This window comes from Nocardiopsis sp. NPDC058631 (assembly GCF_042716955.1).
GTDB lineage: Bacteria > Actinomycetota > Actinomycetes > Streptosporangiales > Streptosporangiaceae > Nocardiopsis.
Genome location: NZ_JBHXQY010000005.1, coordinates 50,174 through 71,519, shown reverse-complemented (window position 1 = coordinate 71,519; position 21,346 = coordinate 50,174). Strand labels below are relative to the sequence as shown.

The window sequence follows — 21,346 nt, the reverse complement described above, 5'->3', positions numbered from 1 at the left end:
GCCATCTCCACGTCCATCACGAACAGCGGGGCGAGCTTGGCCTTCCTGCCGGGGCCGCGGTCGGACCGCACGGGGTCGAAGAGCACCGCCGGGTAGCCGTAGCGCAGCGGACGGCCCTCCTTCGCCGCCTCCCGCGCGAGGGTCTCGGCGCGACCGGTCAGCCGCCACCGTTCCTGCGCCCGGCCGAGGAGGACCTCCGAGTCCATCTCGCAGACCGCCGCGTCCCGGCCGCTGGCATCGGGCAGCTGCTGCAGGACGCTCTGCCGGACCAGGCAGTCGCGCAGGTAGTCCAGGTAGCCCTGCCAGCTCCATCGGCCGGTCCGCTCCCGACCGGTTCGAGAAGGCTCCACGTCGGGCCCGCGTGCCGCCGCCCCCTCCGCGTGCGCCGAGCCGACCCGACCGGTCCGCCCGGAGCCGCCCGGCAGGTCGGCCGCGGTGGCCGAACCCGTGTGCCGGGCCAGGACCAGCGACCCCCGCACCCCGAGAGTGGACACCGTGACGCGCTGGCCGTCCACCTGGTCCACCTCCCTGTGCGCGTACTGGTAGAGGTCGACCGCGTCGATCCACCCGTCACCGTTGGAGTCGGGAGCGGCCCCGCCGAGGCCCCGCACGACCGCCGCGCTGAAGGGCGAGGGCCGCGCGCCGTGCGCGTTGTCTCCCTCCCTGGCCAGTTCCAGCGCACCGGAGGCGGCGATGACGTAGGTGCCCGCGCCGTCGCTGAGCTGCCGTTCGAGGTCGAGCGGTTCCGCCTCCTCACCGGCGGAGCGGGTCGCGAACCCGTCGGCGAAGGCACCGCCGTGGCAGCAGTCGAGCAGCAGCGCCTTGCGGCGCATGCGGGAGTCCTCCAACAGGCGTTTGAGGACCTCGGCGGACAGCGCGGTGGTCTCCAGCCGCTTGCGGCGGGTGTCCCGCAGGGCCAGGTGCAGCCTGCCCCTCTTGTCCTTGAGCCCGTGCCCGGAGAAGGAGACGAGGAGGAGGTCGTCGGGCATGCCCTCCGACAGGGCCGCCTCCAGTGCCTCCATGGCGTCGTCGCGTGTGGGGTCGAGGAGCGTCTCGATCCGGTCGTAGTGGCCGTTGTCCTTCAGGACCCGTTCGATCGCACCGACGTCCTCGTGCGGCGAACGCAGGTCGTCGAGATCGTCGTAGCGGTTGACTCCGAGAAGGATCGCGGTACGCCTCACGCGTCGCCCTTCCCGGATGCGATGCCGGGGCCGGAACCGCCGTCGCGCAGGGCCCGGACGTAGCCCTCCACCTCACCGGGCGCCACACGCCCCCGCACGGTGACCTTGGCCCCCTCGACCTCCACCGTCACCGACCGCTGACCACTCTGTTCCAGCCAGGTCCCCACGAGCGAGACGACCGCGGTGAGCACCGGTTTGAGGAGGATCCCGGTGACCAGCACGGCGCCGGCCACGGTCGCGGGGTCCGCCGACCTGGTCCCGGAGACGGCCTCTCCCTCCACCGCCCGGACCTCGTCGACGTCCAGGTCCTCCAGGAGGAGTACCAGGTCACGGGTGTGCTGATCCGCCTCCTCCTCCGTGACGTCGTCCTCGAAGCCGACCCTGGCCACCAACGCACTCTGCCGCACCCGCGCACGCTCCCGTCCCCCGGAAAGGACCGCCCGGTCACGGCCCGCTGCCACTCCGCCACACGTTCTACCAGCCGACGCCCTGCCGCGACCGGGACTTCGGTCCCCTGGCCGCTTCCGGCCATAACGGACCGGGGAGGCTCTGCGGTGGGCAGATGGCGCCGGGTGGCGCGAAGACGCTTGTACGCTCGTCATCCCCGCAGCCCTGCCCCTCCCCCTGGAAGGTCCCCTCCTTGGCATCCCGTAGCGAACTCAGCGCCAGGATCACGCACACGCTCTTCGCGACGCTGGACAAGCACCCCGAAGGTCTGCACAAGAACACCGTCTGGAACCTCATCCTCGGCGCGAGCTCCGGACTGGAAGAGGCCTGGGAGAAAAGCACTTCAGGGAAGACGAGCCTGTTCACCCACTTGGGCTGGATCGCTGCGGAGGCGGTCAAGGCCGGGTGGATGCGCAAGGACGGGGACGGAACCTGGGAACTGACAGGGGCTGGACGCCACACACTGTCCAACCTCGATGCGCATGAGGACCTCAAGCCCCTCATCAAGCTCCGCTACCACGAGTGGAAGCGTGCCAAGGGCAGCTACGACCTGGCCTATGACGTCCTCCAGTCCCTGCCCGAGGGGCGCTGGGTCAGTCTGAAGGACCTTGCCGAGGTGACCGGACTGGACCCCACAACACTGATGCAACACCTGTCAGCGACACGCGCAGAGGGCTGGCACCGCGTCCTGGACGAGGAAGGCCGGGCACCGGAGTGCGCTCACTTCACCGAAGCGGAACAGGCCTCGGCGAACGCACTGCTGGACACCGACGGCATCCTCGGCCCCGGTGGCTGGACCCTCGCCAGCCACCGTGTTTCCCGTGCCGAGCTCACCGAACAGATCTCCACCGATGACGCAGCTCCCGACCGGGCCCCGCTCCCCGCACGCGCATGGCTGATCCGCGGCACGGACCTCGGTGAGGACGGCTCCGTCCACGCGTCCTGGGTGGAGCGGGGAGAGTGCTCCCTGACGGCGAACGGAGCCGACATCCTGCGCTCGGGCGTGGGCGAGGCCGTCGTCCGCGACACCGTCGCCAACCTCCACCAGCACCGGTCGGCCGAAGAGCGCGAGCGACTCGTCTTCGCACTTCACAGTTTCGTCTCCAGGATGCGGAGCGGGGACATCGTCCTCACCAACGTCGGTCGCGAGGTTCACCTCGGGACGGTCACCGACGACGAACTCCGCTTCGGCGGCCCCTCGGACCCGGGCCAGCTGATTCGTCCGGTGTCGTGGCACACCCCGGATACCCCTCTCGACCTGAGGGGGGACCTGTCGAACGAGCTGGCGGGCAGGATCGGCACGCCCAACACCGAGCTACTCGAACTCACCGGGTTCCGCCGCGAGCTGGAACAGCTGATCGATGGCCATCGCGAGCGGCCCGCCCTCCTGCGGGAGGCGGAGCTGCCCGAGCCCACCGAGGAGTTCGCCAAGAGCGTGTTCGTGGACCGGGAATGGCTGTCGGAGTGCGTGGACCTGCTGCGCGAGAAACCCCAACTGGTCCTCTACGGTCCCCCCGGGACCGGCAAGACGTACCTCGCCCAGGAGCTGGCCCGCCACCTCACCGGTGACCGCCCCGAAAACGTCCAACTCGTGCAGTTCCACCCGTCCTACTCCTACGAGGACTTCTTCGAGGGCTACCGTCCCCACCCCGGGGACTCCGAGCGCCCCTCCGGATTCACCCTCACCCACGGCCCCCTGCGCAGCCTGGCCAACGCCGCACGCAAACACCCCGGGGAACCGTTCGTCCTCATCATCGACGAGATCAACCGAGGCCACCTGGCCAAGGTCTTCGGGGAGCTCTACTACCTGCTGGAGTACCGGAACCGGTCGGTGAGGCTGCTGTACGGATCCGAGGCCGACCCCGGTTTCGACCTGCCCCGGAACCTGTTGATCATCGCCACGATGAACACCGCGGACCGCTCGATCGCCCTGGTCGACACGGCGATGCGCCGCCGCTTCTGGTTCGCCGAGCTGCACCCGAGCGCGGAACCGGTCGCGTCGGTCCTGCGGCAGTGGCTGCGCCACCACGAACTACCCGAGACCGCGGCGCTCCTGCTGGACGAGCTCAACAGCCGGATCGACGACCGCGACTTCCGGATCGGCCCCTCGTACCTCATGCGGCCCTCGGCGCACACCGACAGGGGCCTGGACCGTGTGTGGCGCCACCAGGTCCTCCCCCTGTTGGAGGAGCACCACTACGGCGACGGCACCGACGTCGAGGCCAGGTACGGGCTCGCCTCCCTCCGCAAGGCCCTGGGCCTGACCGAGAACCCATGACGGACGTCCTGCGCCTGACCGAGCACAGGCCCCGGCGGAGGGTGTGTCTCTCCGCGCCGCAGGCCGCTCTGCTCGCCGCCTCCGGGCTTGTCACGGTGGCACCGGAACCCGACGGTCTCTGGCGGGTCAACGCGGACCGGGAGATGGTCGGGTCCGTGCGGCTGAGCGCCGGCGGGGAGTCGATCGAGCTGGTCATCACCCCCAAACTCGCGGTCCAGCGCCTGTTCTTCCTTCTCGGCTACGCCCAGACAGGCATGACCTGGCACCGGGAGGCGGTGGACGTGCAACAACACGACGACCTCGTCCCCGCCGTCGCGCACGCCTTCGCCCGCATGTGCGAGCGGGCCCTGGGCCAGGGCGTTCTCATGGGCTACCGCACCGTGGAGGAGTCGGCGCCGGTGATCCGCGGTCGTCTGCGCACCGCCGAGCAGATCCGACGCAGGTACGGCGGGCTCCTTCCTGCGGAGGTCCGCTACGACGACCACACCGCGGACATCGCCGAGAACCGGATCCTGCTCGCCGCCGCACGCAGACTGATGCGCGCACCCGGCACCTCGCCCGGCACACGTGCCCTCCTCCGCCGGGTCGCCGTACGCCTGGACGGGGTGAGCGCGCTGCCCCCGGGCCGCCAGCTGCCCGTCTGGCAGCCCAGTCGTCTGAACACCCGGCTCCAGAACCCGCTCAGGCTGGCCGAGCTCGTCCTGAACTCGCACTCCTACGAGTTCGGCGAGGACCACGCCCTCCGGGCTGACGGTCTCGTCCTGCGGATGTGGCAGGTGTTCGAGGATTTCGTGACCCGCGCGCTCGCCGAGTCCCTGGGTGCCGCGGGGGGCCGTTGCCTGCTCCAGGACCGCCGTTTCCATCTGGACCACGCGGGGACCGCCCAGCTCCGGCCCGACCTGGTCTACGAACCCCCGGGGGCCGGGGCGCCCGCCGGCGTGGTCGACGCCAAGTACAAACGCAGTCGGGAGGCGGGCAGCCACACGGGGGACCTCTACCAGATGCTGGCCTACTGCACCCGCCTCGGTCTCCGCGAGGGCCACCTCGTGTACGCGGCCGGCTCGGGGGTCACCGGCAGCCGACACCGCCTGCACGGCGACCCGGGGATCACCGTGCACCAGCACGTCCTGGACCTCGACACCGAGCCGGGGGTACTTCTTGCCCAGGTCGATGCCGTTGCGGAGGCTGTGCACCCGACCAAGCCAAGAACCACGGCCCTTCCGATCATCGGAAGTTTCTGAAAGCTCACAGACTCCATCACAGAGCCACAGGACCGGCAGAGTCCAACATAAAAGCTTAGCTCGTTTGGGAGTCGGCGATGACAGATCAACGTGCAAGAAATACTGCGAAGGCAAGGAAGTGCGTGGCCTTGCACTCATAATGGCAACGCAGACATCGACAGCCGACCAGCCAGGCCATAAACACGCCAATCTGACACAAACATCGCCCCAGTCGCCAGGAGGACTCCACGCTTTTACGTGCAAAGCGACGGACGCTCCCACGTTTTCTGATACATCGGCGCAGGTGATCGTGGGCACAACCCTTGTCTCCGTGCAGCGTGGTTGGCTTGCGTTGCCGAGGTCTACGCCGGGAACAGATGGACGGCATATCATGCACCAGGGATTGCAGGGCCTAGCTATCGTGCAGGTTCGCACCGGAGAGGGCCACTGAGGGTGGTACCCCCTTGTGTTCGGTGACCAGGTGGATCTGTGCATCCTTCTTGCCCCGATCGACAGGATTCGACCCTGTCGGCCCGCTTTTCTGGCACGCATGTTCGCCGAGTCGATCGCACAGCGTGACCAGTCCAGCTCACCTCGGAACCTGAGTCCACTTAGGAGCAGGCAGCGCAGCTTGGCCCAGACCCGAGCCCAGTTGCACTCGGTGAAGCGCCGCCGGTGCCACGGCGGGAGCGGAGGGACCGAGCACTGGCAGGAACTGAGCCCAGATGCAGCCGGTCATGACCACAAAGATGATGACAGCCAAGACCTCGTGGTCGACGCGCCTGAGCCGTCCAGCACCAAGAGCTCAACCATCGAAAACGGGTAAGACTACCACGAATCCATATGAGATGAGCTCCGAGCTGTCGCAAGACAGACCCAACGAGACCGTTCATCCGCAACCTACGCCCGCACGGGGTCCCACCGCCAGAGTGTCTCGCGCTACATCGCAGACTTCCACACCCGCGAGAGCATCCCAAAGAACCTGCGTTGCACATGGTTCGGCCTGTGGACCAAGCTCAACGGTCGGCACAGCCCGGTATGCTTCAGACATGACTGAGATAGCTCCCGAAATTATTTCAACGATTGACGTATGGCAGGGAGATGCATACGACCTTGCAGAAAAACTCCAAGAAAATTCCGTAGACCTCATAATAACATCTCCCCCATATTGGGGCCTTCGGACGTATGGAATGGAACACAACGAAGAAATCCTCGCAGAGTGGAAAAATAGCAACCCCGAACCCCACGAAACCCCTTCATATGAATGGTACAAGGAGCATGGTGGAATTCTCGGAATGGAGCCAATTCCGGAATGGTTCATCCACCATCTTGTTGAGATTTTCGACCGACTCCGACCATCCCTAAAGCCCGGAGGAAATATCTGGGTCAACCTAGGCGACACTTACTTTGCCCGCTGGTCCAGCATTCGCATGAACGGCAGGCAGGGCATGGGAGACAACCCGCGAATGCGCCGCAAAACCCCCATGGGTGGATACAGGCAAGAAAAACAACTTCTTCTCATTCCAGCACGATTTGCTATCGCAATGCAAGAGGCAAAGTGGATTTTGCGAAATGACGTGATTTGGAACAAACCCAATGTCCCTCCTCGCCCAGAAAAAGATCGGCTTCGCCTTTCACATGAGCATTTTTTTCACTTCGTAAAAAAGCCAACAGAAGGACGCCCGAAGTACTACTATGATGTCGAAGAAACTGAGTCCGGTTCGCGCGACGTAGTCACTACGAATGTCAAATCCGGTTCCGATGGGCATTCGGCAACGTTTCCCGAGGCTCTGATCAAGCCAAGGATACTGAGCTCTTGCCCCCCCGGAGGGCTTGTTCTTGACCCATTTTGCGGTACAGGACGATCGCTAACCGTATCCAAGCAAAATGGGAGGAATAGCATCGGATTTGAAGTCACCGAGCATTTCACAGAAGCAGCCAAGAAAAGGGCAGACTCTTGCAACCAAAGCTCTTACTTGTTCTAACCTCTTAACAGAACACGCCTGATCTGGCATGATGAACCGTTATGCGAGAAGATAGCAGCAAAGAGACTGGCAACTACATTGCAGAGTACTACGGATACAGAGTGTACCCAAAGGTTGCATCCGGGCACTCTGCCCTCAGCGCGCAGGAGCAGAAACACTGCCCCTTCCTCAGCCTCGCCACAGGCGAGCAAAAGACTTGCACGAAGCGCGAGGAGGCTCGCGGGGTATGCACGGTAAGTACTGTGGTAGACACTGAGCGCCACGACTGGCTTGTATGCCCGAGTAGAGCTCTTGACCCGAATTTCATGGAACAGGCTGCTCGACGCCTTTTCAGGTACCCCGAAGAAGCTACTCTGCACTTTATAGCCGCCCCAAAGCTCAGCAGCCCAGGGATTCGAGAACAAATAAGCCAGGCAATCAAAAGTGGCGACAACGTACTTGTCTATTTCCAAGAAAAACTTGGCGGTGAGATTGGAATCTCAAAAACTCCATTCTCGCCAGAGTTCTCCTTCGATTGGACTCTTGTAGAGCTAACAAGCATAGAGCCAGAGTTGTCCCTCGGAAGATTTGGCATCCTAGAGCTCCAAACCATGGACTTCCACGGTTCATACAAACACGCTGTCGAGCTCCTTGAAGAAGAAATTAAAACCAATGCCTCTGAATTTCACAAGAAGCTTCAGGGTGCAGCCGGAAAAGAAATCCTTTCAAAGAAAATAGAAGGACCAAATCTTTCCAATGTCTTCAAAAGGACCTTCTACCAGATGGCTTACAAGTTCCAACTAGCTGGCCACGATCAGTGGGTCGGCGGTGGATTTGCCGTTCCTTACTCTGTATGGAATAGCTGGGCTCGTCATCTCGCAAACCCTAGACTGCATCAAAATCTCGATGGAACGTACTTTCTTGCCGACAGCAACTCAGAAGGACCTCCACCTCCCCCGAAGGGAAACTCTTGGATATTTGTGTTCACTCTAGAAAAGTCCGGAGACAAAGAGGAGGAGATCACAAAGGGTGGGATAAAGCTGTGGAGAACCATTAAGACCGATGCAGAAATTCTCACGAGACTAGCTCTGCAAGAATCACCAAAAAGGGCACTGGGAGGAGATGGATCCATCTCCTCCGTGACGAAAAATGCCAGAAAAAGGATAGGAAGATTCTGGCCTGAAAGTCGACGCAAGAATAAATACAACAACCCTGGCCTATTCTAGCTCCCCAATTTTTCAATCAGATGGCAGTGTGGAAACAGGAGGGCCGAGGATATCCTCGGCCCTCCTGTTTCCACACGAATGGACAAAAATCGGCGTTCCACCTGCTCCTGATTCCAACAGCGAATGTCGGCCTCCATGAATTGGCCCAGGTTGCGCATCGATTTCCCAGCCAGAAATCGGACCTACTTCCTGTGGGATCGGAATAACCACAAGTTGCGAGTTCATCTGCTGGTCAACTTGGCAGCCGAAGTCCCGATAGTGCCGCACACGTCGATGGACTAGGCCAGTTGGCCAAACTCGACTTTTTGGTGCGCTACCCCTATTTCGTGACGCAAGTCTTTGATAATGTCGCCCGTGACGATGAGCACATTCATGTGGAGGATGCCCGTGATTGATCAATGAGGGCTCCAGGCACTGGTACAGCACGAAGCGAAACTGGAACTCCTCACGTCGCGCCTGGGTTTCCCCGGTTCGGAGGAACTCGCCCGAGTGGCGGAGCAACTAGCGGGAGCCGATGCGGAGGTCAAGCGGATCAACGCTCTGATCTCCACGGCCGACCACGCGGGGAGCTTCGTCACCGCCTGTGAAAAAGCCGATGGTGAGTTGGCGAATGCGAACGGCGAACTCCGTCTGTACCGGCAGCACCTCGACTCGACATCCAGAACGCTATTTGACGACCTGTCGGATTTCTACAACGACCTGCTCCTGGAGGATTTTTCCGCGCCCAACGTGCGAGAGTCCTTCATCTCCTCCAAGGATTTCCTTCCCTACATCGACGGTAAGAAGTTCGACGCCGTCAGCATCAGTGGAGGCAACCGGTACTACAGTTGGACTTCCGTTTTGTCATGATTCCAGGGCCGCCTGTCTCCGATAGTGGAGCTGTCGAGCCCGCGCCTGGTGTGCGCGTCTGAACACCGACCAGCCCAACACGTAATCCCGGCTGTGCTCGGCCCTGAACAGCTCGTGCAGCAGACGGACGATCTCGTTGCAGGTCAACGCCACCAGCCCCGGTCCAGGCGGATGATGGCGCAGCTCCCGTAGGCGGCAGACAGCCACGAAGGCGTAGGCCACCATCACCAGCAGGCCCCACCGGTGCCAGGACGTCCATGTCCTCACCTGGTGGTCGTCCAGCCCGGCCAGGCCTTTCCCCTGCTGGAAGGACTCCTCCACCCGCCACCGGCGTCCGGCCACCGCCACCAAACGTCCCAGAGGCACCGCCTGACGGGCGTAGCAGTGGAAGAACGCCAGCTCGGCGGTGGTGCGGTTGCGGCGCATCAGCACCCACCACACCCCGCGCTCATCGGAGCGGTCGTCGATGAGCGCCCAGTCGTAGAACCGCTCGCCCTTGGACCCGGTCCCGGCCGAACGCTTCTGCCAGGCCGCATCCGGGACCAGGACGGCCAGCTCCTTGACCGTGACGGGCCCGCGCGGGGTGGCGAGGCGGTCGGTGGCGGCCATCTCCATCACGTATCCGACCCCGCGTTTCTCCAGGAAGTGGCGCAGGCCGGGGTTGCGCCCGTAGACCTCGTCGCCGGCCACCCACGCCTTCGGTGTGTGCTGCAGGGCGGTGGCGATCATCTGCCTGGCCAGCTCCGGCTTGGTGGCGAAGGAGACGTCGCCGGGAACCCCCGCCGCCGCGAGCCGGTCCTCGTCCTCGGTCCAGGAGGAGGGCAGGTAGAGGCGGTGGTCGATCAATGCGTGGGAGTCGGGCACGGTGTAGACGAGATAGACGGCCACCTGGCAGTTCTCCACCTGCCCCGTCACGCCTGTGTACTGGCGTCCCACCCCGACTGTGCGGGTTCCCTTCTTCAGGTCGCCGGTCTCGTCGACGACCAGGACCACGTCGTCGGTGCCCAGGTGGCCGATGACGTAGCCGCGCAGTGCGCTGGCCAGGGCGTTCTCGTCGAGGCTGGCTCGGGCGAGCAGGTGCTGGATCCGGTAGGGGGTGGGGTGTCCGGCCTGTTGGGCCAGGGTCCAGCAGTTCTTGGCCGTGAGCGGGGTGAGCAGGGAGCGGATGACTTGGTGGGTGGTGGTGCGGGTCTCGGGTCGGGCCAGGTGGGGGTCGATGATCGTGTGGGTGAGTTCGTTCAGCAGGTGGGGCCAGCGCTGGGCCGCTACGCTGGTGGCTGCGGCCACCGCCTCGGGATTCTGTGTTCTCACAACCACTGATGATCAGGCGGTGGCCGTTGTCGTGTCCGGGAAACGGCCAGATCAGTGCTTCCGAGAGCGGTCACACTCGACCAAACCGCATCAGTCCAGGGCGAAACGGAAGTGCGACTGTAGTACCGGGTTCCGTTCATCGTGGGATACTGGCTGGCTCTGCAGTCGGAGGCATTGACCAGCCCCCGATACCCCTTCCCAGATTTTCTGATCCTGGACAGCCCACAGAAATCGCTGGGCCCGCTCCAGGAGCTCAGCACGAAGATGTACCGACATATCCAGGGTATGGCAGTACAACAAGAAGCGACCTTCCAGGTTTTCGTGCTCGACACAAACTTGCCGGAGAACTTCACCCCTCTCCAGGAACCCACCTGGCTCTCCTATAGCAGTCCGGGCATCAGATCGATCAAGCACCCAGGACCGGGGAGGCTTCACACGATCGAAGGCGAGCCTGTCGAGGAGACCGACAACGAATAAGCGGTCTCGGTCACATGTGGACGAAGCGGGTGAGGCCCTCCAGCAGGGCTCTCGCCCCGTCCACGTCGGCCAGTCTCGCGGACAGGGTGCGCTCGGCCAGGTGTTGGGGCAGGGCCGCGTTGAACTTGAGTCCGTCCAGCGCGCGAACCCCCACCTCGGGGAGGGTGATGCGTTCCTGGGCCGCCTGCTTCGCCGCCGCCCAGGTGCGCGGGTCCAGGTCGGCGTTGAGCCGCAGGCAGGCGTCGTTGGGGTGCTGTTTGGGGTCGGCAGCGCTCCCCAGGGTGGCGGCGAGGGTGAGGTTGGCCCGTGCGCCCGCCCAGGTCCACCACCTCAGGTCCCCGTTGGTGGCGCGCACGATCACCGATCCGCCGGGATGGACCAGGTCGAGGTGGTCCTGCCTGGCCTCGGCCAGGGCGTTGACCGCTCTCCGGGTGAGCCGCACCCGGGGGTCGGCCCCCAACAGCACCTCACGAACGGCCCGCATGAGGTGGAAGTAGGAGCCCAGGTGACCGCCGGAGTCCCATTTGGCCTTGCCCCCACCGCCCTCGACCGGTTCCACGAAGCACCGCTGCCTGCGCCAGTCCACCCACGTGACCGCCCAGGTGCGCCCGGCCAGCAGCAGGCGGCGCGGGCCGGTCCGTTCCTCGTCGGCGGCGAGCAGCGCGGGATCGATGCGTCCGATCTCGGTACGCCCGTTCAGTGCGGTGAACTGCGGGGGAGCCGTGAACACACTGGTCAGTTCCATGAAGTGCCGGTGGCCGAAGCGCTTCTCCGCCTCGGGGCCGATCATCATCAGCCCGCCGTCCAGGTCGATGAACCCCTCGCGGATCAGGTGGGCGGCGATGGGTGCGCCCTGGTGGAAGGGTTCGAGCTCGCCCCACCACTCGGGCCACAGTTCGCGGGCGACCTCGGGTTCTTGAAGGCACAGGGCGAGCAGCTGCTGGGCGACGATGTGCCGGGGCTCGGGGGTGGGCACCACGGGCTCCACCCAGTGGTGCCCCCACAGGTGCAGCAGCCCGGCGGCGTCGAGCAGCCCCGGTTTGTCCACGGCCAGGAACAGGCAGTTGCGCTGGGTGCCCTGGCGCCGCCCGGTGCGGCCGACGCGCTGCAGGAAGGAGGCGACGGTGCCGGGGGCGTTGATCTGGATGACCCGGTCCAGGTCGCCGACGTCGATGCCCAGCTCCAGGGTGCTCGTGGCGACGATGACGCAGTCGCGGGCCTCCCCGAAGGCCGCTTCGGCGCGGCGGCGTTCGTCCAGGGACAGCGAGGCGTGGGAGAGGAAGGTGGTCACCCCCAGCTCGCGCAGGGCGTGTCCGAGTTCCTCCACGTACTTGCGGGAGTCGCAGAAGACCAGGCGTTTCTCGCCCCGGTGCAGGGACGCGACGACCTTGGCCGCGTTGGTCAGCGAACCCACGTAGTCGAGTTCGACGTCGCCCGGCGGCGGCTCCTCCGGGGCGCGTTCGCCGGGCTCGGGCAGGCGCACCCCGGGGGCGATCACCCGTCCGGGCCTCTTGCCCGCCAGCGAACCCTGCAGCCAGGAGAGCAGGTCGTCGGGGTTGCCGACGGTCGCGGACAGCCCCACCCGCTGGACGGGGCGGCCGGCCACCCGGCTCAGCCGTTCGAGGACGGCGAGCAGGTGCCAGCCCCGGTCGTCCCCGGCGAAGGCGTGTACCTCGTCCACGACGATGCCGTGCAGGTTCCGGAAGAACGCCCGGTGGTCGACCTTGGTGCTCACCAGCATCGATTCGAGGGACTCGGGGGTGGTGAGCAAGATGTCGGGCCGCTGCCGCAGGATGCGCTGGCGTCCGGCCGTGGTGACGTCCCCGTGCCAGAGTTCGGCGCTGCGCCCCATCCACCCGGCGTAGGCCTGCACGCGCGGCAGCAGGTTGTTGAGCAGGGCCTTGATGGGGCACACGTACAGCAGCGAGAGCCCCTCCCCCGTGCGCCCGGCCATCGTGGTGAGGAGCGGGAACAGTGCGGCCTCGGTCTTGCCTCCGGCGGTGGGGGCGAGCAGGATCGCGTCGTCGCCGTCGATGAGCGGGGCCAGCGCTTCGCGTTGCAGGGGGCGCAGCCCCGGCCAGCCCAGGGTGTTGACGACGTGGTGGGCCAGTGTGGGGTGGATCAGGTCCAGGCTGCCCGCACCCGCCCCGGCCGGAGCCTGCGGGGTGTCGCTCACAGCTCCAGTTCCACCTCGTCGGCGCTGGCGGCCCGCTGTGCGTGCGCACCGCGTTCGACCTCGGTCAGCTCCTTGTCCTTGACCACGAGGTCGTAGTGGCGGCGGGGGTCGAAGTCGGCGTTCTGGTCGACCCGGTCCAGGACGTCCACGAGCTTGCGCAGGTACAGGCGGGGCGCGACCCCGACCTTGCCGCCCAGTTCGCCCGCGACGGCCTCGGCGAATCCGAGCAGGTAGGAGTCGTCAACCCGGCTGCGCACGCGCTGCGCGTCGTCGGCGCCCTCGGCGTACAGCTCACGCACCGCCACCCCCAGGTCGTGGAGTTTGTCCAGGTCGAACCCGGTGAGGCGGACCTGGGCGGCGCGCAGGTTGTCGTGGCGCGGGTCGGGGAGGAAGTCCGTGGCCAGGCGCTGGGCGAGCGGCGCCAGTCGCTGGACGCCCTGGGGTCCGTCGAAGAAGGCCGGGGTCCCGGTGATCACCAGGTACAGCCCGGGGAACTGGTTGTTGGCGATCTCGTCCAGGAGCTGGCGCAGCGCGTTGAGGCCCTTCTCCCGGGTGTCGGTGCGGGCGCGCTGGAGGGTCTCCAGCTCGTCCAGGACCACGAGCATCCCGGGGTGTCCACAGTCGCGCAGCAGCACGAGCAGGCCCTTGAGCGCGGCCAGGGCGCCGAAGTGGTCCAGGTCGCCCTTGATGCCCGCGTACCGCTTGGCGGCCGAGGCGACGTTGGGCTGCCCGCCCAGCCACGCGATGAGGGCCTCGGCGATGGCGTGCTCGCCCTCGGCCTGGGCCCGGTGGTAGCCGCGCAGCGCGGCGGCGAACCCGGGGTTGGCGGTGGCGACCTCGGACAGGCGACGCTCCAGCAGAGCCAGGACGGCGGCGTTGAGTGCCTCCTCGTCGTCTCCGTCCACCTCGCCGTCGGCCTGGACGTCCTCCTCCAGGGCGTAGACCCAGTTGTCCACGATCTCGCGCAGGGCGCTGGGCGGCTGGGTGGCGGTGGTCAGGCGTTCGGTGAGGCGCCGGTAGACGGTCTCCAGCCGGTGCAGCGGTGTCTCGGTCTCGGAGATCTGGATCTCGGTGACGGCGAAGTTGGCGCGTTTGGCCCGCTCGCCCAGCCAGCGGACGAAGAAGGTCTTGCCGGAGCCGTACTCGCCGCGCACCGCCTTGAAACCGGCGCCCCCTGCGGTGACGGTCCCCAGTTCCTTGTCGAGGACGGATTCGAAGCGCTCCAACCCCACGGCGAACAGGTCGAGTCCGCTGTGGGGCACGGTGCCGCGCCGCAGGGCGCCGACGACCTCTTCACGGCGTACCGGGCTGACGGTGTTCACGCTCAGCTGCCTCCGTTCAGGAACTGCTGCTGGAGCAGGGCCACGTTGAGTTCGGCGCCGCGCTCGCCGTCGGGCAGGGTGAGCACGGGGTAGGCCTCCACGTTGAGGACCTTGCCGACCATCTTCAGGAAGCGCACGGCCCGGTGGGCGGCCTCCGGCTTGCCCGCGGCCCGCGCGGCGACGCCGACCGGCAGACGCGGGTTGGCTCCGCCGACGGCCACGAGGGCGTCGATGACGGCGGCGATCTCCTGGGCCGAGGGCGCGCGGGGCGTGCGCCCGGCGCTGACCTTGAACTGGGCGGAGTCGACGACCTTGGCGCCCAGGGTGCTCGGCGCCAGGTCCTCGTCCCCGAACAGTGCGGGCGCCTGTGCGTCGGGGACGCGCTTGGCGGCCCTGCGTCCGCTGCTGCCCGTGGCAGCGGGCGGCGTCCGGGGCGCGGGCGCCTCGGCGGCGCCCTCCTGTGCCTGAGTCCACCAGCCGGGTTCGAACAGGGTCGGGTTGAGCCGGACCCATCCCTTGGGCGCGTGTTCGGGCACGGGGAGGAACACCAGGACGGGGATGACCATCTCGGCGGCCGAGAAGCCGCCGTGGTAGCCCTCCTTGCGGTCGGTGTAGCGGATGTCCTCGCGGTAGGGCACCACGAGGCGGCCGTCACCGAACAGGACCCGTTCGCCGGTGGCCACGACCTCGCCGTCCCCGGCCTCACCGGTGCGGTAGCGGGCGGACTCCCCCGCCTGGCCCCTGTGCGACTCCCTGCGGTCCCACACGTGGCCGTGGTCGGAGGTCAGCAGGACGGGGCGGCCCGCCCTGGCCGCGGCGTCGAGCAGGCTGGAGAGTTTGCCGACCTGGGCCAGGGTCCAGGTCGGGCTGTCGGTCTCGCGACCCTTGGCCAGGGCGTCGTCGATGGTGTTGAGGACGACGGCGACCGCGGTGTCGGTGTCGTCCAGGGCGGCCTGCACCTTGAGGGGCAGGTGCAGGCCCGCCCCGGTCTCCAGGTCGCGCTGGTGGTACAGGACGGCCTTGCGCCGGCCGAAGCCGGCCGTGTTCCACAGTGCGGCGAAGCCCGCCCGTTCGGTGTCCTGCTTCCCGGTGGTCAGGCGTCCGCTGAGCAGTGAGGCCCGCGAGTAGTTGGTGGTGGAGGGGACGGTGGCGAGCGCGCCCTCGCGCCCCGCAGTGTCCTCGGTGCCCCGGCCGATCTCGGAGAGGCGGCCTCGGGCGTTGATCTCCTCGGCGAGCTGGACGGCCACCTCGACGCTCATCCCGTCCAGGACGATGACCAGGGGTGCGCGTTCGGCGGCCAGGGGGCGGGCGAAGTGGTCGAGGAGGTTCTCGGATCGCGGCTGGGGGTCGGTGGAGGAGTGTCCGCTGTTCCACCTGTTGACGACGGTGGCGAAGAGGGCGTCGGTCGTGGCACGCCAGCGGCGCACACGGGTGTAGAGGCGCTCCACCGCCTGGTCCAGTGCGGGGATAGCGGTGTGGGAGTGCCAGAGGACGGAGGCCGCCCGGTCCACCCAGCCCGTGTCGTCGACGTGTGCCTGGATCCAGCGCCGCGCGGTGGTGGGTGTGTCGTTGCCCATGGGGCGGTCCGCGGTGGCGGAGGCCAGGCGCCGCAGGAGCCGGACGGCGTTGAGCGCGGCCCGGCCCTGGTCGGAGTCCGGGTCGTGGCGGCGGTGGCCGCGCAGCCGTTCCAGTGCGGCCTCCACCTCGCGCAGGTCCTGCGGGAGCGGCAGGAGGTCGGCGGTGTCGGCCTGGGCATCGCCCAGGGCTAGGTTGACCTGCTGTCCCAGGTCTGCCAGGCGTGCGTGCAGGCCGGCGTCGAGGAGGCGGCTGGCCCGCGCCACGGGGGCGGCGTCGAGTTGGTCGAGGAGTTCCTCGGCCCGGTGGATCGTCTCGGAGGCCTGGTCCTGGTCGTGGCCGTCGAGCAGGCGCAGCAGTGCGGCGACGCAGGCCAGTCCGAACGCTTCCACGTCCGCGGCCGTGGGTTGGGGGGCACCGAAGTAGCGTTCCTGGGCCCTGATCAGGGCGTTGTCGGCGGACCGGTCCTCTGCGGCCGCCTCGGTGAGTTCGGCCAGGGCCAGCCCGACGGGGACCGCGTTCAGGACCAGGTCCCGGTCGAGCAGGCGGAAGAGCACGCGGGGCACGGCTCCCAGGCCTTCCTCCAGTTCGGCGCGGAGCGCGTCCCGCTCGTCCTCGTGCAGGCGGTTGAAGGCGTAGACGGCGTCCGGGTCGCGGCTCCACTCCAGCAGCGCGGCGGCGTCGATCTGCTCACCGGGTTCGCGGCCGAAGCGCACGGAGGCGGCGATGGACAGGGCCTGTTCGAGTTTGAGCACGCCGGCGCCCAGGCGCAGTTGCCGGGTGGCGCGGATCTCGCGGAGGGTGTCGGCGAGCCAGCCCCAGTGGCGCGAGTACAGCCGGGGGTCGATGCCGGTCACCCTGAGGTCGGCGGCGAGCAGTTCCCAGTTGTTGACGCGGACCACGTCCTCACCCAGGAAGCGGCCCAGGAGCGCCTCCCCGAACTCGTCGGGCTCGCGCGGGGTGAGGATGACGAGGTAGTCGGTGTCGTCCTGGGGGCGGCTGAGCTCGCGTACGGCGGCCAGGACGCTGTCGGTGCCGACCACGCGGACCTTCAGGTCGGTGCCCTCGTGGGGGACCGTGATCGTGTCGGGCCCGTCCCAGTGCGGGTCGGCGGACAGGGCGAGGGCGCGGGTCCCCGAGGCCGGGCGGCCCTTCTCGACACGCTGCTGGTCGGCCTCGATCGCCCGGCGCAGGGCTCCGGCGACGGCCTCCTCGTTGACCCGGCCCAGTGCGGGACCGGCCTCGGTGGTGCCCCCCGAAGGGGCGGCGGCACTCACTTGACCACCCGGATGGTGATCTCGATGTCGGCGTCCGGGGCGATGCCGTGCTTCTCGCGGAGCCTATCCACGGCGGTGGCGACATCACCGTCGGCCTCCACGCGCAGCCAGCCGTCGTTGCGGTCAGGGTCCGGGGTGTCGTCACCGACCGGGTCGGGCAGGTCGGGGTCAACCACCACGGGGGGCGGCGGGAGAGGGGGGTCGACCGGGTCTTTCGCCTTGGCTCTGCTGACCAGCAGGGCCACGGCGTCCCGGTTCGCGGCGCTGAGCACGGTGGCCAGGTTCTTGCTGTGCGCGTTGTGGCGGGCCGCCTCGCGCAGGTCGGCCAGCGTCTGCTCGGCCTTCCTCGCGTCAGTGCCCCCCGTGCCCGCGATCTGCGTAAGGGCGCGCAGCGTGTCCCACTGGGCGGCGGCCAGCGCCTGGGCGAGGCTGTCCGCTCCGTCCACGCCGGCCTTGTACACCGCCCCTTCCTCGGGCAGGTCGGCCTGTCCCAGCACGCTCACCAGCGCGGTGTCGTCGGTGAGGCCGCGCATACGCCCCAGCAGCTCGTCGGTGGCGCGAGCGGTGCGCAGGCGCGGGGCCTCCTCGTCGAGGCCGAGGATGTCGCTGTGCGCCGTCAGTTGCCTGACCAGGTGCTCCGTGGGCGCCTGCTTGCGCTGGGCCTGCTCCTTGAGCTGTTCGGCCATGCGCTGGACGGCGCGGGCGTTGAGGACGGGCTGGCGGGTGAGGCCGAAGACCTTCTCGGCCCGCTCGTTGGCGCGGTCGAAGTCCTCCTGGGAGGGCAGCTCCTGTCGGCGGAGCACGATGTCGTCGCTGAGCTGACCGAAGCCGACCCCGGTGTAGCGCTTGCCGGCACGGATCCAGGCCCGGTCGGACTGGATGGCGTAGACCTGCACGAGCAGGTCCACCACGTCCTCGGGCAGGCCCCGGCCGTCCTCGCGGTCGCGGATCCACCGCTTCAGGTCCCTGACCCGGATGTCGGTGGTCTCGGCCTGATTGACGCGCGCGTAGTGGTCGAGCCTGCGCACCCACTCGTCGCGCAGCACGAACACCTCGGTGACCTTGGCTATCTCCAACGGGTCCGCGATCCTGCGCAGCGCGGGAAGGTCGGTCTTGGCCGGGGTGTGGTTGTGCAGCTTCTCGGCCTTGGCGGCCTCGACGGCGCTCAGGACCGTGGACAGGTCGGGCCTGCGCACCGGGGTCTTTCCCGTGCCGATGGAGAAGTCGGGGTGTTCGGGGTAGAGGTGGTCCAGGAGTTTGCGGGTGACGCGCTCCAGTGCGGCCGGGAACTGGCTGCCCGCCTCCAGCGGGACGGTCAGCGACGGCGGCAGCGGCTCGATGTGGCGGTCGGCGAACGCGTCGTAGTCCGTGCTGTCCTGGCCGGTCTCCACCAGCCCGTAGGAGCCGCGCATCAGCCCGCTGATCTGCGCGGTGAGCTGGTTGCGCTGGTTGTCGAGCTGGGCACGGGCGTCGCGCCGGTCGTCACTGCTCCAGTCGGGGGCCTTCTCCTCGATGACGTCGGGCTGGAGGAGGTACTCCATCATCAGGACGCGGCGGGCGTCCTCGAGCCTGCGCGGGGACAGGAACGTGGGCAGCCAGACCAGGGTGGCGGGCGGGGTGGCGAACTCCTCGCGCAGCTTCTGGACCCGGGTGCGGTCCTCGGCCGGGGTCTTGCCGTCCTCGTCGAAGGGGTAGTCGAGGACGATCCGCACGGCGTGCGCGTGCTCGGGCTGGAACTCCTCGCGGCCCATGTCCTCCGAGCGCACGTTGCCGAAGGTGATCTCGACCAGTCGCTGGGTGCCGCGCCAGACGACGTGGGTGCGCGCGGCGCCCTCGTCCAGGCCCAGCTCCTTCCAGAGCAGGCGCTTGAACAGGTGGCGCAGTGCGTGGTCGTTGGCCGCCGAGTAGGCGGTGCGCATCAGCGACTCGGTGTCCACCCGCAGCAGGTTGAGGGAGACCGTGGGGTCGCTGGCCTGGTCCCCGACCCGGATCTCGCCGAACTGCGCCGCCATGTCCTTGAAGAACTGGGTGACGGCGGCGACGTCCTGGCCGCTGCGGCGGGCCTTGACGATGCCCTGGTTGAGGGCGATGGCCCGGCCTGCGGTGAAGTCCTTGAGCGCGGGCACGTGGGGGGTGAGCGCGCTCAGCAGCAGGGTCTTGACCAGCAGGTCCTCGCGGCGGAACGGTGCCCGCACGTCGAGCCCGTGGACCTCGGCCTCGCTGGTCCCGTTGCGGTTGAGCAGCCAGGGGCGGACCTTGGTGCGGTAGAAGGTGCGGATCTTGGCGTACTCGACGCTGAACTTGTCGGTGAAGGGGCGTTCCTCGCCGTCGAAGAGGACGTCGAAGACCGCGCCGAGCGGCACCATCTGCCCCACGGGCAGGGTGGAGCGGTGCTGGACCAGGAGCTGCAGCAGGAGTTTGAGCGCGCTGCGCTGGCGCTGGAGCGCCCCGGACAGGTCCACCATGACGTGCAGCAGGGCGGGGCTGAACGGGTAGAGCTTGCGGAAGTCCTCCCAGGTGCTGGTGTCGCCGCCCTCGCTGTCCAGGAGGGCGTCGCGGACCTCGGGGCGGGTGCGGGTCATGCGTTCGAAGGCCGCGTCGATCTCGCTCGCGGCATCGTCGTTGCGGGGCCTGATGAGGCGGTGGCGGACCACCTCGGTGAGGTTGGCGTCGGCGAGCTTGATGTGGCCGAAGCGCCCGTCCCAGTAGTTGATGGTCTGGGAGACGCCCTCGGTGCCCCCGCCCAGTCCGACGAGGTCGCGCAGGTCGCGCTGGCGCGGCACGAAGCTGATAATGGGCGCGGGCCGGTGGCTTTGGGAGGACTCGACCAGCTTGGCGATCTTCTGGATCTCGGAGTTGATGCGGCCCTCGTCGCCGATGAAGGCGGTGAAGCGCAGGATCAGCTCGTCCAGCAGCAGGATGACGGCGTCGCAGCCGAGCTGTTCCCGGGCGTGGCGGCTGATGACGGCCAGGCCCTCGTCCATGCCGATGTAGGCGCTGCTGGAGTCTCCGACGGCCTCGGTGAAGCGTTTGAAGGGTCCGGCGATCAGCGCGCTGACGAGGTCGTCGCGCAGCGCGCGGTCGGCGTCGTCGGCGGTCTCGGGGACGACCGCGAAGGCCCGGTCGAGGGTTTCGGGAGTCCAGGTCGCGGGGCCGCCGAAGGCGCCCCAGGATCCGGCGTCCTCGGCGCCCCCGGTGCTCTCGGCCTTGGCTTCACGGGGAGGGAGCTGCGCGATGAACGCCGCGTCGCCCTCGCGGGCGCGCATGTCGCGGGCGTCGGCCAGGAGCCCGTCGGCCCGGTAGACGGCGGGGACCTGCGCGTCGGGGTACTCGGCGCGGACCTGGCGGACGTAGCCGCCCAGGACGTGCGACTCGATGGACTCCTCACCGATGAGGTGGCTCTTGACCTCGATGAACTTCTTGCCCTGGAGCCAGCCGTCGTGCTTGGCGACGGTGTCGGCCAGTCCGCGTTTGCCCCGGGCGTCGGGGTGGTGGTCCAGGATCGCGGAGAGCACGGCGAGGAAGTGGCTCTTACCGGCGCCGAAGGAGCCGTGCAAGTAGCTGGCCTGGGACTTGCCGTCCACGACGGAGGAGCGGATGGTCTCCAGCGCCTGGTCGAAGGACTCGGCGAGCTGGGGGGTGACGACGTACTCGGCGAGGGCCTGGGCCTGGCGGGTCGAGGTGCTCTCGGTGAGCTTGACGACCAGGTCGCCGTCGTGGACGGCCTCGGGGATCTCGATGAGGTCGCTGATGACCCGGCTGCTGCCGGCGTCGTCGCCCGGTCCAGGGGGAGGTGTCGCCATCGTCGCCGTGTGCCCTTCTGACTGCTGTGGTGAGGGGGCGCGTACCACTTCCGGGAATGTGCTCCGGAAGGCGGGGATGGTACGCGGTTCCCTCGTATGACCAGGTGCCCAGCCTATGCCGCTGATATGGGCTGAACACACCTGTTTCCAGGGTGACCGGAGTGACCCGATGGCCGGTTCCGGCCCCGGAACAAGGGCTGAAAGTCCCTTGCGCCGGGTGCGGCCCCGCGGTGTGGTGCC

The 21,346-nt window shown here is 67.6% G+C and carries 11 protein-coding genes and 2 pseudogenes; 5 read left to right on the top strand and 8 right to left on the bottom strand.

What is annotated here, in order from left to right:
• Positions 1-647 precede the first annotated feature (647 nt).
• Positions 648-1,181 (bottom strand): annotated as a pseudogene (locus ACFWTE_RS03655) (caspase domain-containing protein); the annotation flags it as partial.
• The gene (locus tag ACFWTE_RS03650; RefSeq protein WP_378777658.1) at positions 1,178-1,570 is read right to left on the bottom strand and encodes a hypothetical protein; all 393 of its coding nucleotides are present in this window, start codon (positions 1,568-1,570) and stop codon (positions 1,178-1,180) included. The pseudogene ACFWTE_RS03655 and the gene ACFWTE_RS03650, both read right to left, overlap by 4 nt.
• 251 nt (positions 1,571-1,821) lie before the next feature.
• Here ACFWTE_RS03650 and ACFWTE_RS03645 point away from each other — a divergent pair, with 251 nt between their 5' ends.
• Together ACFWTE_RS03645 and ACFWTE_RS03640 are read left to right on the top strand one after the other, a co-directional pair.
• The gene (locus ACFWTE_RS03645) at positions 1,822-3,906 is read left to right on the top strand and encodes an AAA family ATPase (protein ID WP_378777656.1); all 2,085 of its coding nucleotides are present in this window, start codon (positions 1,822-1,824) and stop codon (positions 3,904-3,906) included.
• On the top strand, positions 3,903-5,147 hold the full coding sequence (locus tag ACFWTE_RS03640; protein WP_378777654.1) for an McrC family protein: 1,245 nt from the start codon (positions 3,903-3,905) through the stop codon (positions 5,145-5,147). The genes ACFWTE_RS03645 and ACFWTE_RS03640 overlap by 4 nt, the downstream gene beginning before the upstream one ends.
• Positions 5,148-5,215: 68 nt before the next feature.
• Here ACFWTE_RS03640 and ACFWTE_RS03635 read toward each other — a convergent pair.
• Positions 5,216-5,925, bottom strand: a pseudogene (locus tag ACFWTE_RS03635) (IS5 family transposase); the annotation flags it as partial.
• A 250-nt stretch (positions 5,926-6,175) separates the two neighbouring features.
• On the opposite strand from ACFWTE_RS03635, the gene ACFWTE_RS03630 reads away from it, so the two are divergent.
• The 3 genes from ACFWTE_RS03630 (at position 6,176) to ACFWTE_RS03620 (ending at position 9,165) form a co-directional block, all read left to right on the top strand.
• Positions 6,176-7,111 (top strand): DNA-methyltransferase, encoded by a 936-nt coding sequence (locus tag ACFWTE_RS03630; RefSeq protein ID WP_378777652.1) that lies wholly within the window; start codon positions 6,176-6,178, stop codon positions 7,109-7,111.
• Between the two features lie 41 nt (positions 7,112-7,152).
• A complete protein-coding gene (locus ACFWTE_RS03625) occupies positions 7,153-8,316 on the top strand; it encodes a hypothetical protein (RefSeq protein WP_378777650.1) in 1,164 nt (387 codons plus the stop codon).
• A 489-nt stretch (positions 8,317-8,805) separates the two neighbouring features.
• Positions 8,806-9,165 carry a hypothetical protein gene (locus ACFWTE_RS03620; RefSeq protein ID WP_378777648.1) on the top strand — a complete coding sequence of 120 codons (360 nt, stop codon included), beginning with the start codon at positions 8,806-8,808 and terminating at the stop codon, positions 9,163-9,165.
• Here the strand turns inward: ACFWTE_RS03620 and ACFWTE_RS03615 are convergent.
• The 5 genes from ACFWTE_RS03615 to ACFWTE_RS03595 form a co-directional block, all read right to left on the bottom strand.
• Complete coding sequence (locus ACFWTE_RS03615; protein ID WP_378777737.1) at positions 9,160-10,386, bottom strand: IS701 family transposase; 1,227 nt, start codon at positions 10,384-10,386, stop codon at positions 9,160-9,162. The genes ACFWTE_RS03620 and ACFWTE_RS03615 overlap by 6 nt on opposite strands.
• A gap of 577 nt (positions 10,387-10,963) precedes the next feature.
• Complete coding sequence (locus ACFWTE_RS03610) at positions 10,964-13,129, bottom strand: DEAD/DEAH box helicase (protein ID WP_378777645.1); 2,166 nt, start codon at positions 13,127-13,129, stop codon at positions 10,964-10,966.
• Positions 13,126-14,451 (bottom strand): BREX system ATP-binding protein BrxD, encoded by a 1,326-nt coding sequence (gene brxD / locus ACFWTE_RS03605; protein ID WP_378777643.1) that lies wholly within the window; start codon positions 14,449-14,451, stop codon positions 13,126-13,128. The genes ACFWTE_RS03610 and brxD overlap by 4 nt, the downstream gene beginning before the upstream one ends.
• 2 nt (positions 14,452-14,453) lie before the next feature.
• Positions 14,454-17,303 carry a BREX-2 system phosphatase PglZ gene (pglZ, locus tag ACFWTE_RS03600; RefSeq protein WP_378777641.1) on the bottom strand — a complete coding sequence of 950 codons (2,850 nt, stop codon included), beginning with the start codon at positions 17,301-17,303 and terminating at the stop codon, positions 14,454-14,456.
• The gene (locus tag ACFWTE_RS03595) at positions 17,300-21,106 is read right to left on the bottom strand and encodes a DUF6079 family protein (protein WP_378777639.1); all 3,807 of its coding nucleotides are present in this window, start codon (positions 21,104-21,106) and stop codon (positions 17,300-17,302) included. The genes pglZ and ACFWTE_RS03595 overlap by 4 nt, the downstream gene beginning before the upstream one ends.
• Between the last annotated feature and the right edge of the window lie 240 nt (positions 21,107-21,346).

Excerpts from the sequence above, each read along its gene's own strand:
- ACFWTE_RS03625 (WP_378777650.1), top strand. The coding sequence starts at position 7,153 with ATGCGAGAAGATAGCAGCAAAGAGACTGGCAACTACATTGCAGAGTAC.
- ACFWTE_RS03595 (WP_378777639.1), bottom strand. The coding sequence starts at position 21,106 with ATGGCGACACCTCCCCCTGGACCGGGCGACGACGCCGGCAGCAGCCGG.
- ACFWTE_RS03640 (WP_378777654.1), top strand. The coding sequence starts at position 3,903 with ATGACGGACGTCCTGCGCCTGACCGAGCACAGGCCCCGGCGGAGGGTG.
- ACFWTE_RS03630 (WP_378777652.1), top strand. The coding sequence starts at position 6,176 with ATGACTGAGATAGCTCCCGAAATTATTTCAACGATTGACGTATGGCAG.